Annotated in this window: 11 protein-coding genes and 1 pseudogene; 2 read left to right on the forward strand and 10 right to left on the reverse strand. The window is 34.4% G+C overall.

What is annotated here, in order from left to right; translation table 11 throughout:
* Positions 1 to 46: 46 nt before the first annotated feature.
* From citX to J3U19_RS00645, 7 genes and pseudogenes are all read right to left on the reverse strand, one after another.
* Positions 47 to 595, reverse strand: a complete 549-nt coding sequence (gene citX / locus J3U19_RS00615; RefSeq protein ID WP_267339572.1) for a citrate lyase holo-[acyl-carrier protein] synthase — start codon at positions 593 to 595, stop codon at positions 47 to 49.
* 67 nt (positions 596 to 662) lie between these two features.
* On the reverse strand, positions 663 to 2,192 hold the full coding sequence (gene citF / locus J3U19_RS00620; RefSeq protein WP_267339571.1) for a citrate lyase subunit alpha: 1,530 nt from the start codon (positions 2,190 to 2,192) through the stop codon (positions 663 to 665).
* A 12-nt stretch (positions 2,193 to 2,204) separates the two neighbouring features.
* Positions 2,205 to 3,092 carry a citrate (pro-3S)-lyase subunit beta gene (gene citE / locus J3U19_RS00625; protein ID WP_267339570.1) on the reverse strand — a complete coding sequence of 296 codons (888 nt, stop codon included), beginning with the start codon at positions 3,090 to 3,092 and terminating at the stop codon, positions 2,205 to 2,207.
* Positions 3,089 to 3,379 (reverse strand): citrate lyase acyl carrier protein, encoded by a 291-nt coding sequence (citD, locus tag J3U19_RS00630; RefSeq protein ID WP_267339569.1) that lies wholly within the window; start codon positions 3,377 to 3,379, stop codon positions 3,089 to 3,091. Before citD ends, citE begins: the two co-directional genes overlap by 4 nt.
* 21 nt (positions 3,380 to 3,400) lie before the next feature.
* The gene (gene citC / locus J3U19_RS00635; RefSeq protein WP_267345180.1) at positions 3,401 to 4,435 is read right to left on the reverse strand and encodes a [citrate (pro-3S)-lyase] ligase; all 1,035 of its coding nucleotides are present in this window, start codon (positions 4,433 to 4,435) and stop codon (positions 3,401 to 3,403) included.
* 4 nt (positions 4,436 to 4,439) lie between these two features.
* Positions 4,440 to 5,285, reverse strand: a complete 846-nt coding sequence (locus J3U19_RS00640) for a fumarylacetoacetate hydrolase family protein (protein ID WP_267339567.1) — start codon at positions 5,283 to 5,285, stop codon at positions 4,440 to 4,442.
* Between the two features lie 93 nt (positions 5,286 to 5,378).
* Positions 5,379 to 6,674 (reverse strand): annotated as a pseudogene (locus J3U19_RS00645) (2-hydroxycarboxylate transporter family protein); the annotation flags it as partial.
* A 308-nt stretch (positions 6,675 to 6,982) separates the two neighbouring features.
* Between J3U19_RS00645 and J3U19_RS00650 the strand changes: the two are divergent.
* Both J3U19_RS00650 and J3U19_RS00655 read left to right on the forward strand, forming a co-directional pair.
* On the forward strand, positions 6,983 to 8,572 hold the full coding sequence (locus J3U19_RS00650) for an ATP-binding protein (RefSeq protein WP_267339565.1): 1,590 nt from the start codon (positions 6,983 to 6,985) through the stop codon (positions 8,570 to 8,572).
* Between the two features lie 18 nt (positions 8,573 to 8,590).
* On the forward strand, positions 8,591 to 9,301 hold the full coding sequence (locus J3U19_RS00655; protein WP_267339564.1) for a response regulator: 711 nt from the start codon (positions 8,591 to 8,593) through the stop codon (positions 9,299 to 9,301).
* 352 nt (positions 9,302 to 9,653) lie between these two features.
* On the opposite strand, the gene J3U19_RS00660 is transcribed toward J3U19_RS00655, so the two are convergent.
* From J3U19_RS00660 to citG, 3 genes are all read right to left on the reverse strand, one after another.
* Positions 9,654 to 11,057: a glycoside hydrolase family 1 protein gene (locus J3U19_RS00660; RefSeq protein ID WP_267339563.1), complete on the reverse strand. Its 1,404-nt coding sequence runs from the start codon at positions 11,055 to 11,057 to the stop codon at positions 9,654 to 9,656.
* A 10-nt stretch (positions 11,058 to 11,067) separates the two neighbouring features.
* A complete protein-coding gene (locus J3U19_RS00665; RefSeq protein ID WP_267339562.1) occupies positions 11,068 to 12,924 on the reverse strand; it encodes a beta-glucoside-specific PTS transporter subunit IIABC in 1,857 nt (618 codons plus the stop codon).
* A gap of 577 nt (positions 12,925 to 13,501) precedes the next feature.
* Positions 13,502 to 14,389 carry a triphosphoribosyl-dephospho-CoA synthase CitG gene (citG, locus tag J3U19_RS00670; RefSeq protein ID WP_267339561.1) on the reverse strand — a complete coding sequence of 296 codons (888 nt, stop codon included), beginning with the start codon at positions 14,387 to 14,389 and terminating at the stop codon, positions 13,502 to 13,504.
* Between the last annotated feature and the right edge of the window lie 32 nt (positions 14,390 to 14,421).

Raw genomic sequence — 14,421 nt, forward strand, 5'->3', positions numbered from 1 at the left:
ATATTTCAACTCAACACAATTCTGTTTCTTCAACTTTATCATTATGTTAAATTTTATTATTTTTTTGAAAGTCTTCTATTTTTTCTTTAATGGCAGCAAAAATTTCATCGAAAGAGTGTCGTTTTGTTCGACCACATATTTTAGCGATATTCTCACAAACTAAACATTGTCTTGGCGCAAGCTCAAATTGCGAGCGAGATACACTTTTTTGTGTTATTGGATCGATCACATCAATATCCCACAAACGACCTAATGGATGTTGGCTTTCGATATCAATGCAGTATTGTTTCAGTTTTTCAATAGCGCAATCTAACACAAGAATTGCTTCTGAACCCGTTAACTCATGATAGTGTTGCTCTTCAATTAACGGTATATTATTTTTAATAAAAAATTGATGTAACGCGGCGATCGCTTCTTGAAATAGATAATGCGCTCCACTACTACTTTTTATTGGACCTGGGATGACTAACGTTAATGATATAAGAGGTTTTTTATAAAGTGAAATAGCGGTTAGTTGGTTTTCTACCCTTTTTTCTTTAGCTAATAACATTTGCTCAAGACTAATTGGGGTGCCATCATCAAATTTAATTAACATTTTATTCATAATAAAGGAATTATAGCATGACATTATTTATGCCATGCTATAAAAGATCGTTGAGTCATTAATCTTTAACTTGACGAACTACATCAATAACAGAACCATCACGGAAATGAACGATACCTACAATTTTATCTTCAAATTCGATTGGTTTTGGTTCACCTGTTAAAGAAACCGCTCGTTGATAAAGTTCTTCAATGCTCATCACTGGTAAATTAGCTGCTTTTAAACGTTCAGCAATTTCTGGACGATTAGGGTTCACTGCAATACCATGATCAGTCACTAGTACATCAACGCTTTCACCTGGAGTTACCAGCGTGGTTACATTTTTAATTACTGTTGGGATACGGCTACGAATTAATGGCGCAACAATAATTGTTAAGTTTGCTCCAGCAGCGGTATCACAGTGACCACCAGATGCTCCGCGCATTACGCCATCAGAACCCGTTAATACATTTACATTGAAATTAAGGTCAATTTCTAAAGCACTTAAAATCACAATATCTAATTCATCAACGCTTGCCCCTTTAGAAGCTGGGTTAGCATAAACATTGGTTGAGACTTCAATATGATCTTTATTTCGGCCTAAAGATTGTCCTGCTGCACCGTCAAAGCTTTGGGTATCTAATAAACGTTTAACCAATCCTTTTTCATGTAAATCAACAATACTTGCTGTAATGCCACCTAAAGCAAATGAGGCTGTGATATTTTTAGCGCGCATACGATTTTCAAGGAAACGCGTTGCGGCTGTTGAAGAAGCGCCAGAACCAGTTTGAATTGAGAAGCCATCTTCAAAATAACCAGAATGTTCAATAACATCAGCAGCGTAACGAGCAATCATAAGTTCACGAGGATTGGTTGTGATACGTGCTGCACCAACACTGATTTTGGTTGGGTCACCGACTTCATCAACTTTAACAATATAGTCAACTTGATCTTGACGAATACTAGCAGGGTTATTTGGATAACCAACGATATCTTCAGTGAGTAAAACCACTTTTTTGGCAAACTGTGCATCAACCATCGCATAGCCAAGTGCACCACATTGTGACTTACCTGATACACCATTAGCATTACCTTGTTCATCAGCAGTAGATACGGCTAAAAATGCGATATCAATATTAATTTCACCACTTTGGATAAGTTTTACCCGTCCACCATGAGAATGGATATGTACAGGGTTATCCATTAAACCATGTGAAATTGCATCAGCTAATTTTCCACGTAATCCAGAGGTGTAAATTTTAGTAATCACACCAGCTTCAATATGTGGAATTAATGCTGCATTACAACTTAACAATGAACTTGATGCTAAAGTCAGATTTTTAATGCCTAATTGACTAATTGTCTCTACAACTTTATTGATAACCTTATCACCTTCACGGAAAGCGTGATGGAAAGATATGGTCATACCGTCACGTAATTCACAATTTTTAATTGCTTGTTCAATAGAATCACATAATTTACGAGTATATTTAGACTCATCTTTTAAATATGGTGTTGTTGCATTAGCATCAGTAAATGGTGTGATATTTTTAAGATCAGGATGCTGTTTTAATAAATCATCAATTTTTTGGTTTATAGAAGTTGTCATATTTCAATCCTATCAAATTTCTTTACGTACACCGGAGTATTTTGCTAGTTCAATGATTTTTTGAGCACGAGTAATAATTGGTGCATCAATCATTTTGCCATTCAAAGAAACAACTCCAAGCCCCTTTCTTTCACCTTCTTCAGCTGCTTCAACTACTTTTTTAGCGTTTTCTACTTCACTCGCAGTAGGAGCATAAGCATTATGTAAAAGCTCAATTTGTCTTGGATTAATCAATGATTTACCGTTGTATCCTAATTTTTTGATTAGGCTCACTTCTTTTAAGAAACCTTCGTCGTCATTAACATTTGAATAGACAACATCAAAAGCATCGATACCCGCTACACGAGCTGCATGTAAAACAGCGCAACGAGCATAAAACAATTCCGTACCATCGCCTCTTTCTGTTTGCATATCGACAAGATAGTCAAATGCAGCTAAAGCGATACCAATTAAACGAGACGATGATTTAGCAATCGAAACTGCATTAACAACACCTAGAGCCGATTCAATGGCTGCCATTAATTTAGTACTGCCGACTTCACGCCCACATTCTTTTTCAATTCGTTCAACGTGAGCTTCAAGCTCATGAATATCTTCTGCGCTGTTTGTCATTGGTAAACGAACAACATCTACTCCTGCTCGAACTACGGCTTCTAAATCTTTAAGTCCAAATGGTGTATTTAGTGCGTTAATTCTGACCACTGTTTCAATATTGTGTTCTTTATAAACAGGCATTTTTAATGTTTGAGCTACTAGTAGACGTGCTGAGTCTTTTTCTTTAATTGAAACCGCATCCTCAAGGTCAAACATGATTGAATCAGGTTTGTATACAAACGATGTTGATAACATTGCGGCATTGGCGCCTGGAAGAAATAACATGCTGCGACGTAATTTTTTCATAGTAATTTACTCCAATCTAAATTCTCTTCTTCTGCACCGCGTAATACTGCACATTGAATTCTTGCTCTAATCGCACAATCTAAAGCGCCTTTATCATCAATAATAATTAAACCATCAGTTACATTCAAATCATTTAAAGTCTGATTGACCACTTCACGTATTTGATCGCCAAATTGCTTATTAACATCACTATTAATAACAATTTCAATCCCCGTATTTGGCATGACTTTAACTAACAAATCGCTCGATTCGAGAGTCCCAGCCATAGCTTCTTTTTGTATTTTCATTTTTTTACCTTTTAAAACGTGTTAAATTTTAAATTTATCCAAATTAGCCGAAAGATAATCCCATGTTGTTGGGGGAACCAACGTTTTTACCTGTTCATATTGCCCAGCTGCTAATAGCTTTCTTACTAATGAAGCTGATACAACACAATTGTTTTCGGATATTCGTTCAACTTCTACAACTGTGATAGCTGGTAGATTACTTACCGTATTATCTTCAAGCCAATAGCGCATCGCATCGTTATAAGCTTTGGTCACCTCATCAAAAGGTTCAGTCCCGACAAATCGATAAGTGATATTGAGACTTGGAGCAATATAATTTCGGAAAATTAGCAGATCGATACCCATATAGGCTTGATCAATCTTTGTCTTATCTTTTAGGAAATAAGTAGGAAATGTTGCTCTAGATATAATATAGGGTGAGCTTGCATGCACAGTGACATTCTTTATCTGCTTTGTGCCATCTTTAACTAACTTTAAGCGTGTATCAAAGGAAAATTGCGAGGCATTTTCATTGACAACAAATACATGTAACCAATCACATTGACTTGCCGCATATTGTACTAAGTATTGATGACCTTTAGTAAAAGGATTAGCATTCATAACAATGCTACCAATTTTTTTCCCTTCTTTTTTCTGTGCATTGAGTTGTTTACAATATAGCTGTATTCCGACTGGATTGTTCTCCATTAGGACAACTAAATCGGTTATTTCAACAATCGGGTAAAAACCGCATCCTTTAAAGAAATCTATATTTTCAGGCTTTGTGTATAAAAAAAGGTGAAAATAGCCGTTTTCATTGGCATATTTTATGGTGTGATCCATTAAAGTCAGATTTAGTTGATTACCACGATATTGAGGATCGATGGCAACACATTTGATAATATTGCGATCCATACCTGCACAAGCAATAATTTTATCGTTAATTTTTGCAACCATAAAAAGAGTCACTTGCGAATCTAAATCAAGATCCGATCGAGATAATAATTGCTTAATGTCTTGATGGTCTTGTTCTGATTTAGAAATATCAACGATGGTATAATCAACTAAATCATACATAAAATTACCCTCTTTCTGCTACAACGTAATTGGTTAAACGACCAATTCCTGTAATTTCGACTTCAATCTTATCACCATCTTTCATAAATACTGGAGGATTACGTTTTTTACCTACGCCACCAGGTGAACCAGTGAGGATGACATCTCCAGGCGATAAACGAGTAAATGTACTGATGTAAGAAACAAGTTCTGGTACGGTGTGCACAAGATTTTTAATTGAATCGTGCTGCATTTCCTGACCATTTAGATAAGTCGTTAAAGATAAAACTTTTGGATCAGGAATTTCATCACTGGTTGTAATGCATGGACCAAATGCACCAGTACTTGGCCAGTTTTTACCGGCAGTAAACCAAGTGTATTGCCAATCACGGATAGATCCATCCATATAGCAACTGTAGCCAGCTACATGTGATAATGCCTCTTCTGGTTTAATACGAAATCCTGCTTTACCAATAATAATGGCTAATTCACCTTCGTAATCTAATTCGTTAGTGATAGCTGGTTTGATAATATTAGTTTTGTGCCCTGTTTGAGAATCAGGAAAACGAACGAATAACGTTGGTGCTGAGCTAGTTTCGTTAAATTCCGCGCGTTTTTCAGCATAATTCATACCAACACATAAAATTTTGTTTGGATTTGGGATAACAGGTAGATAAATAATGTCTTGTTCATCAATGTCGCTTGGTGCATCAAGATAAGTTTTGGCGACAGAGAGTCCTTCTGGATCAGCAAGTAGAGATTTTAAATCGGCATATTTATTACCTAATTTTTCTTTTAAATCAACAATACCATTGTGAGTAAGAAGACCAAAACTTGCTCGATCAGAGACAAGATAACTGACAAGCTTCATGAAAACTCCTTAAAAGCTATTTTATGCTAAATTTAACTATAAATAAAAACGAACAACCTTAGATAAACTAAGGTTGCTCTTTAAAATTTTAATCTAAACTAAGAAATTGCCGAGAATGAGTAATGACACTGATACATTTATTGCACCACCTATACGGGTTGCAATTTGAGCAAATGGCATTAACTCCATACGTTCTGCGGCAGTTAAGATTGCTACGTCACCTGTTCCGCCTTGACCACTTTGACAACATGAAATAACAGCAGCATCTATCGGATACATACCTAATTTTTTAGCGACAAAGAAACCAGTGGTGACTAAACTAACAACAGTACAAACAATAACAATTAAATTTGTAATAGTGAAAGCAGCAACGATTTTATCCCATGGAGTGATTGCTACACCTACCGCAAATAGAATTGGATAGGTAACAGACGTTTGGAAAAATTTGTAAACGACTTGTGAACCACTTAATACTTTCGGTGAAACACCTGATACTAACTTAACAAAAACTGCAGCAAATAACATTCCTACCGGAGCTGGAATACCTGTTACTTTATGACCAATCATACCAACCATATAAAGAATCGCTGCTAATAATACACCTGAAGCAAATGTTGTTACATCGATAATAGGTTCAGCTTTAGCTGATTTTTTAGCACCCATTAATTCATCATCTTCTGAAGCCGGTAATAATCGTCCATTACCAGTTAAATGTGGATAAGCTTTACCAATACGGTTTAGAATACCACCACAAATAATACCCGTTAAACCACCTAACATAACGATTGGTAATACACGGCCAAGCGCCTCACCTTGTTCCATACCTAATATTGATGCATATCCGATTGAAAGAGGAATAGCTCCTTCACCAACACCACCTGCCATAATAGGTAATACCAAGAAGAAGAATGTTTCAAATGGTGATAAACCTAATAAATAACCAACACCAACACCAACTAACATTCCAACAATTTCACCACATACCATTGGTCCAAATATTTTTAAGAATCCTTGAATAAGCGTTTTCTTATCCATATTCATAATACTACCAACGATAATACAACAAATGTACAGATACAAAATGTGCGTATCTTTGTAGAATTTTGTTGTTGCTTCGACAACCGGAGTTGGCAAAATACCATAATATACTAATGCCGACGGAATGAAGGTTGCACAGATCGCTGCTGCTCCCATTTTCCCAACGATTGGTAAACGTTTACCAATTTCACCACATAGGAAGCCAAAGAATGCACAAGTTACCACCATCACAACAATTTCGCTAGGTAATTTACCAGTTACTAACACTTCAGCAAAAATTAGAATACCAGCAATTATAAATAATGGAAGCGGGATTACACCAATTTTATAATTGTCCATAAGCCGCCACCAATTGTATGGCCATCCAGTTAGTTGTTGATTCCCATTGTGAGAACATTTATCATGTTTTTGTTCATCAGAGCTCGATACTGATTCTTTTTCAGTCCGCGTTTTCCCGATTGAATTAAGATCCGCCATATTTTATTTTTCTCCAAAAAATCTGAATTGCTAAATTGGCGCATATGGTTGCAAAATTTTAAACCTAATTTTGTGATTTAAATCATACTTTGAGTGTGGTTTTTATGGTTTTAAAGGCTATATGTTTTTTAATGCTGTGATAAACTTAAAGTCAATACTAAATTTTTAATATGAGCGTTATTATGCGAAAAAAAGTACAATTATCTTTTGCGACAAAGTTATTTCTGTCCCTTTTGCTTTTTTCTTTAATAATGCTCGCACTTTTACAAAGTTATATATGGAATGCAACGAAGACTACATTATATAAAAGTTTGGGTGAAAAAGCACAAATTCAAGCCAAAGAATTGTCTGTGATCCCAAGTTTAATAAAATATGTTAAAGAAAAAGATACTGTCGAGTTAGCCAATTTAGTTAATGATATTTTTGAACAAAGTGATGCCAGCTATATCGTTATTGGTGATGAACAAGCTTATCGATTATATCATACCTCAAATAATAAGTTATATTCACCAATGGTTGGTGGGGATAATAAGGAAGTATTAAGAGGAAAGAGCAGTGTTACTATTAGCGAAGGCTCGTTAGGTTTAGCACTTCGAGGTAAAGCTCCTATTATGGATCAAGGTAAAATAATAGGGATTATATCTGTTGGTTATATGATTGATGATATATATGTATTACATATTAACCAATTTATACCCATCATCATTTTTTGTTCCTTACTCTTTTTTGCATTGTTTGTTTTTTCGTTCTTTTTTTCAAAAGCAGTTAAAAAACAGATGTTTAATTTAGAGCCTAAAGAGATTGCCTTACTGGTTAAAAGCCAAAAGTCAATAATGGAATCTATTTTTGAAGGGATCATCGCCATTGATCTTAATTATAAAATTATCAATATTAATCAATCAGCTCGCAATATGTTAGACATCATTGCGAGTGATCAAGATTTGCTTAACCATGATTTACGCAATGTTATCAAATCAACTGATTTTCTTTACGGCAATGAAAATCAGACAAAAGATGTGCATGATTATATTTGTTACTTTAATAATATTATTGTCATTGCTAATCGAATTCGTGTGATTGTGGATGATCAAATTCAAGGTTGGGTGATCACTTTTCGCAATTATGATGATATCAATTTATTAAGTATGAAATTGACTCAGGTTACTCAATATATTGATAATTTGCGGGCTTTACGGCATGAACACCTTAATTGGATGGCGACTTTATCGGGACTCATTTATATGAAACGTTATGAAGAAGCGCAATCCTTTATTACTTTACATTCGGCGGATAATCAAAACTGTTTAGATTTTATTTCTGAACATTTCAAAATACCGGCGGTTTGTGGATTATTAATTGGTAAATATTCAAAGTCACATGAAATTGGCTTGAATTTAATTTTTGACCCTGCATGTCAATTAAGTGCATTACCTGTATTGATCACTGAAACCGAGTTTATGTCAGTGCTAGGTAATTTACTTGATAACGCTTTTAATGCGTGTTTGAAAAATAATCAGGGTGATAAAACGATTTATTTGTATCTAAGTGATGCAACGGATGAAATTGTATTAGAAGTGAGTGATCAAGGATGTGGTATAGATGCAAGTATTCGAGAATCAATATTCGAACCAGGCGTAACCTCTCAAGATGCTAAAGAGCATGGTATCGGTTTGCATCTTGTTTCAACCTACATAAAAAAGGCTAATGGTTATATTACATTTGAAGACAATACACCATATGGCACAATTTTTTCAGTTTTTATACCTAAATAATAAAAAAGAGGTAAATGCATGAGTGAGCTTAACGAATATAAAGAAGAGGCCATAAAAGTTCTTATTGTTGAAGATGAACCTATTTTAGCAGAATTAAACGCTGAATTTATTCAGAGGGATACCAAAGTAAAAGTCGTTGGGATTGCGTCAAATTTAGATGAAGCTAAAATAATGGTTGAAAAGTTAAAACCAACATTAATTTTACTAGATAATTATCTGCCCGATGGTAAAGGTATTGAATTATTTGAGTATATTATTAATAACCAACTAGACTGTTATGTTATTTTTATCACTGCTGCAAGTGATATGGATACGTGCAGTAAAGCTATACGTTTTGGTGCTTTTGATTATTTAATTAAACCGGTATCTTATCAACGATTAAAACATTCACTTGAGCGTTTTGAGCTTTTTTTATACCGTCAAAGTTTACAAAAACATGTCAATCAAAGGCGTATTGATGAATTGTTTAATTTGCAAACTAAGGATTTTGTTGATATCAATCGTCACTCTAAAGGGATTGAAGAGATTACTTTACAAAAAGTTAAAGATCTATTTATGAAGATAGACGAACCACAAACGGTAGATCAAATAGTCGAAAAAGCAAATATTAGTAAAACTACAGCCAGACGATATTTAGAATATTGTGTCCAAACTAAATTATTGGTAGTTGAACTCAATCACGGGAAAATAGGGCGTCCTGAAAGACTTTATAAACGATTAGGAAAGTAATGGTTTGTGCATAGTTAATATGTTGATCCGATTTTATATAGTTTATGATTATTTAAATATGCTTATTCGTTATTTTAGCCATTAAATATTTGATGCTAAATTGAATAAATCCAACGGTTGGAGAGTTTCAATTGAGTATCAAATATTAGAAGTAAATGTATGTCTATAACAAAATAATTATTATAGCAAATAATGAAATAAGCTTACCAAATGAATAAAACACAAATGTTTTATAATACGATAAGCACCATTACCGATGGAAGCGCATACAGTGACCTATTTAGTAAATGAATGATAATACTTAATATTAGTTATGATGGGCTATTAAAAGCCCATCTAAATGTTTTTTTCATTATTCTTTAATTCCACTATCTTTGATCACTTGCTGATACCAATAAAAGCTATCTTTTTTAATTCGGTTAAGCGTTTTTAAATCATGGTCATCCCGATCGACATAAACGAAGCCATAACGTTTTTTAAAACCTTGATGTGAACTCAATAAATCAATTATTGACCATGGACAATATCCAAATAATTCAACTCCATCCTCAATTGCATCATGACAAGCTAAAATATGGGATTTTAAATAATCGATGCGATAATCATCATGTATCTTATTGTCAGCGGTTAACGTATCTGGGGTGCCTAAACCATTCTCAGTGATGATTAATGGTAAACGATATTTTCGATAATATTCATTTAGTACAAGACGTAGTCCCATAGGGTCAATTTGAGCACCATAAGTTGATGCGATTAAATTTGGGTTTTTCTCGATTTTAAAATAACCATAAAGGTCAAAATCGATATCTTTTTCTTTCGTGCCAAATGGATGCGCATCATCCTCAGGTAAATAACTGGCAACTAAAGTTCGATAATAATTTACGGCAATAAAATCGGGTTTTGCTTGTTTTAATATTTCTGCATCTTCTGGATGAGTATCAGGATAGATTCTACAGCGGGTTAGATAGTTTTTATAATAGCCAGGATAATCACCAAAACAGTACATTTCAAGCGCATAATGAGTTTTGAAATTATCGTTCATTTTTGCAGCCCATACATCCATGGGTTTGTTACTTGCCGGATAAGTCATCGTGGATGAAACCGCAGGACCGACTTTACTGTCAGAAATTAATTTATGACAATCATTGGTTGCCATTGCATGTGCAACAAACATATGATAATCCATTTGTGCACGAACTTTTTCAATATTTTGTGGTGCAACGTTATACATATTCATTCTTTCATTTACACGAATCATCAGATTTTGTTCATTATTAATCTGCCAGTGTTTGACTCGATCGCCAAATGCTTTATAACACACTTGAGCATAGCGTCTAAATGCATTCACTGAACGACGATCTTGCCAACCATTGTATTTATCAACTAAGGCAAAAGGTAAGTCAAAGTGATAAAGCGTTATAAAAGGTACAATATTGTTTTTAAGTAATTCGTTAATGACTCGATTGTAAAAATCAATTCCTGCTTGATTTATTTCACCTTCGCCATCAGGAATAATTCTTGCCCAAGATAGTGAAAAGCGATAGGTTTTTAATCCTAATTCTTTAAATAAAGCAATATCACTTTCGACATGATGATAAAAATCACTGGCAACTTTACTGTCTGCTTGTGTGGCGGAGCGTTGAAATGAATTATAATCAGCAACGGTCATTCCTTTTCCATCCTCATCCCATCCTCCTTCTATTTGAAAAGCTGACGAAGATGCTCCCCACCAGAAATCCTTTGCAAAAGCTTTCATATCTAAACCTCTAAACTTGAATAACGAATAAATTGTCTGTAATACTTACTTGAGATTGTTGACAATCTTTTATATTTTTATATTGATCGGAATTAACCACAATAATTGAAGTGGTTAAATCAAATTCCGGTTTTATTTTGTCAATATCAAATGAAACTAATTTGGTTCCTTTAGTAATATGTTGACCAGCGTGGACATAAGACTGGAAGTATTTACCTTGTAAGTTAACCGTATCTATGCCAATATGAATTAGCAGTTCAATACCATTATCCAATTTTAGACCCATAGCATGTAAAGTAGGGAAGAGCGCTGTAACAGTGCAGTCTTCTGGTGCAATGATTTCACCAATATTAGGATAAACTGCGATTCCTTTTCCCATTGCTCCTGAGGCAAATGCTTCATCTTTAACACAATTTAAAGCAATCACATCACCAGCAACAGGAGACACAATAGCGGTATCCGATGTTAATTGGGTTTGTGATGATGTTTCAATTGTCTTTGATGCTTCTTCATTTGCTATATCATTAAATCCAACAATCATCGTCATAATGCATGAACCAAAAAAAGCAAAACCAATACCAATTAAATAACATAAGAAAGCTTTTGTACCTGCTTGTGCATAAACAGGTATTGTTAATATCCCTTGGTTAGCAAAAGCATTACCATAAGCACCTCCCCAACCCATCAATCCACCTGCGATTGCACCACAAATCACGGCACAGATCATCGGTCTTTTTAATCTTAAGTTCGCCCCATAAATAGCGGGTTCAGTAATGCCAAACAGAGCAGTAACTGTTGCTGAGGCAGCCACTGTTTTCAAATTTTTATTTTTAGTTTTAAAAAATACTCCAATAGCGGCACCTGCTTGCGCAAAATTAGCCGCACCTGCAAATGCAAGAAGATTTTGCCTTCCTGTTTGTGCTACATCATTGATACCAATTGGCACAATCGCACGGTGAGCGCCAAATATCACTAAAATACACCATACGCCACCAATAAAGGCACCTAATAAGATAGGACTAAAACCCATGATGTAGTAATAGATCCAGTTTATAAATTCACCAATATAAATTCCAATTGGACCGAAAACAAGTAACGTAGTAGGGATCATGATGAGTAGTGAAAATGTGGGTACCATGATTATTTTTAAGACTTCAGGAATGATATTTTCTAAAAATTTTTGTACATAACTTAAAATAAAAACAGTAATAATAATTGGAATGACACTGGATGTATAGTTGGCTTTAGTCAGTTCAATCGCAAAAAAGGTGACCTCACTTTTACTTGTCATTAACGTCACAATCGTGGGATAACATAGCGTTGCGCCAATAATCATTGAGATGAATTGATGGGCTTTAAATACTTTAGCTGCGGTATAACCTAGAATTATTGGCATAAAGTAAAATACAGCATCAGATGCTGCATGTAAAATAATATAAGTATTATAAGTTTTAATGTCCGTTGAATAGTAATTAGCAATAATAACCGCAATTGCTAAGATACCTTTTAGCATACCCGATGCAGCTATTGCTGGAATAATTGGGGTGAAAATGGCGGCAAAAGCATTGAGTATTCTAATGCCAATTGATACTTTGGGTTGTTCTTGTTTTATTGAGATTTCTTCACCTATAAGTGGTAAAAGTGCCTCATAAATTTTACTGACTTTATTTCCCATTACCACCTGATATTGCCCATTACTTTTTACAACTGAAATGACGCCTTCCGTTTGTAATAATTTTTCATGATTCGCTTTATTATTATCGTTTAATTGGAATCGTAATCGAGTCAAGCAATGGCTTACACTGATAATATTTTGCTTATTCCCAACCAACAGTAATATTTGTTGTGCAATTTTCTCATAATCCATTATTTTCTCCCTGATGTTAACAATGGTTAATTTTTGGTAGAAAAAAGACCAAACAGACCAGAATTGTTGTTAACATTGAAACAATCATGATCATGTATAGTTGATCATATTAATTTTATTAATAATACTTTTTTACCATTGAGTTAACTTTCATCAACCTAACACAGATTAAAAGGTTAAACAAGATTGATTTGAATTGTAGCTAACTATTTTATTTCGTTATATTTTTAACTTCTAGGATCGTAAGCATTAAAATTATAATTCATGAAAGCAGTGCAAAAAGTCGTGTTTATTACTTTGGTCTTGTACTTTTTTTGGCACATATAATATTTGCTTTAGGATTGACGGTTTTCCAATCATGGTAGGTTATGTTTATGTTAGTCTGTTATATTCAATGACGGCGGCTTATTGCAGTCTAGCGACTGTAGCGATTTTGGGTACCATGTTTTATTGTTTCTATTATTCAAATAGAACAATAAAATCAAAGTATTGATAAATATCTCTAAATGCCCATAATATATTTTTGTACTGCTAAGAAAGAGTCAGATATTTAGCCCAAAATGCTGTCATTGTTCAATTAATATTGTGATAAAAACCAAGTAATAGCAATTAAATCAGCAGTACCACCGGGACTTAAGTTGCGTTTTATAAATTCTTCATCTAATTGATTTAAAAGTTTAAAAACATTGGCATGAGTCATTCCACCTAGTTTAATGAGTTTTTTCGCCTCTTGTTGAGCAAAGGTTAATCCTTCTAAGCCACCTCTAGACACTAAATTAGTATCTTGATTATAGGCAAGCAGATGTAACATTGCTTGCAGTAAACAGGTTTCTTCATCGTAACCACTATCTTTCATCGTTTTATAGATAGGAAGTGAGATGTTACGAACCGTTGCATAGCCTGATTCTGCTTCCCCTCTTGCTCCAGACAGATTGTGAAGTTTAAACAGTTTTTCACCTATTGAAGTGGTTTGGTTATTTTGTCTCAGTTCGTTGGTAACAATTCCTTGGCAAATGGTTGAAACTTCATGACAAATATTTTGCTTATTGATTGTTAAGCCTAGTTGTTCTAGTTTGCCAATGGCACCTAGTAATAGCCCAAAAGCAAAAATACCGCCTTTGTGTGTGTTGACTTGATTCGTCGCTTGGTACATTGCTTGCTCACACTCTATACCAATCGGTCTAATTCCTGCCAAAAATTGTTGGTTATTCTGCAAAGCAGATGTTTGACCATAACGATAAAAATGTTCAAACCATGGGCAGATTGCTTTGATACTTTGAACAAAAGTGTGAAAGTCCATATCACGATGTGCACCGTTGTTATTCATATCAACCAATCCAGGTTTAGGCGATAAACAGATCTCTTTTATTAATGCTTTTGTCGCTAATTGTGCGGGTACAGATTGATTGTTATCACTGTTTAATTCATGTTCTAATAGTGCTATTTGCTGTGAATAATCACTCATTATCAATGGTTACCTATAGGCGATGATATAAA

The sequence above is a fragment of the Gilliamella sp. B2828 genome (assembly GCF_026537125.1).
GTDB lineage: Bacteria > Pseudomonadota > Gammaproteobacteria > Enterobacterales > Orbaceae > Gilliamella.

Coding starts and splice junctions, on each gene's coding strand:
- citC (WP_267345180.1), bottom strand. CDS start 4,435: ATGTATGATTTAGTTGATTATACCATCGTTGATATTTCTAAATCAGAA.
- citF (WP_267339571.1), bottom strand. CDS start 2,192: ATGACAACTTCTATAAACCAAAAAATTGATGATTTATTAAAACAGCAT.
- J3U19_RS00665 (WP_267339562.1), bottom strand. CDS start 12,924: ATGGATTATGAGAAAATTGCACAACAAATATTACTGTTGGTTGGGAAT.
- J3U19_RS00660 (WP_267339563.1), bottom strand. CDS start 11,057: ATGAAAGCTTTTGCAAAGGATTTCTGGTGGGGAGCATCTTCGTCAGCT.
- J3U19_RS00655 (WP_267339564.1), top strand. CDS start 8,591: ATGAGTGAGCTTAACGAATATAAAGAAGAGGCCATAAAAGTTCTTATT.
- J3U19_RS00650 (WP_267339565.1), top strand. CDS start 6,983: ATGCGAAAAAAAGTACAATTATCTTTTGCGACAAAGTTATTTCTGTCC.
- citG (WP_267339561.1), bottom strand. CDS start 14,389: ATGAGTGATTATTCACAGCAAATAGCACTATTAGAACATGAATTAAAC.
- citX (WP_267339572.1), bottom strand. CDS start 595: ATGTTAATTAAATTTGATGATGGCACCCCAATTAGTCTTGAGCAAATG.
- J3U19_RS00640 (WP_267339567.1), bottom strand. CDS start 5,285: ATGAAGCTTGTCAGTTATCTTGTCTCTGATCGAGCAAGTTTTGGTCTT.
- citD (WP_267339569.1), bottom strand. CDS start 3,379: ATGAAAATACAAAAAGAAGCTATGGCTGGGACTCTCGAATCGAGCGAT.
- citE (WP_267339570.1), bottom strand. CDS start 3,092: ATGAAAAAATTACGTCGCAGCATGTTATTTCTTCCAGGCGCCAATGCC.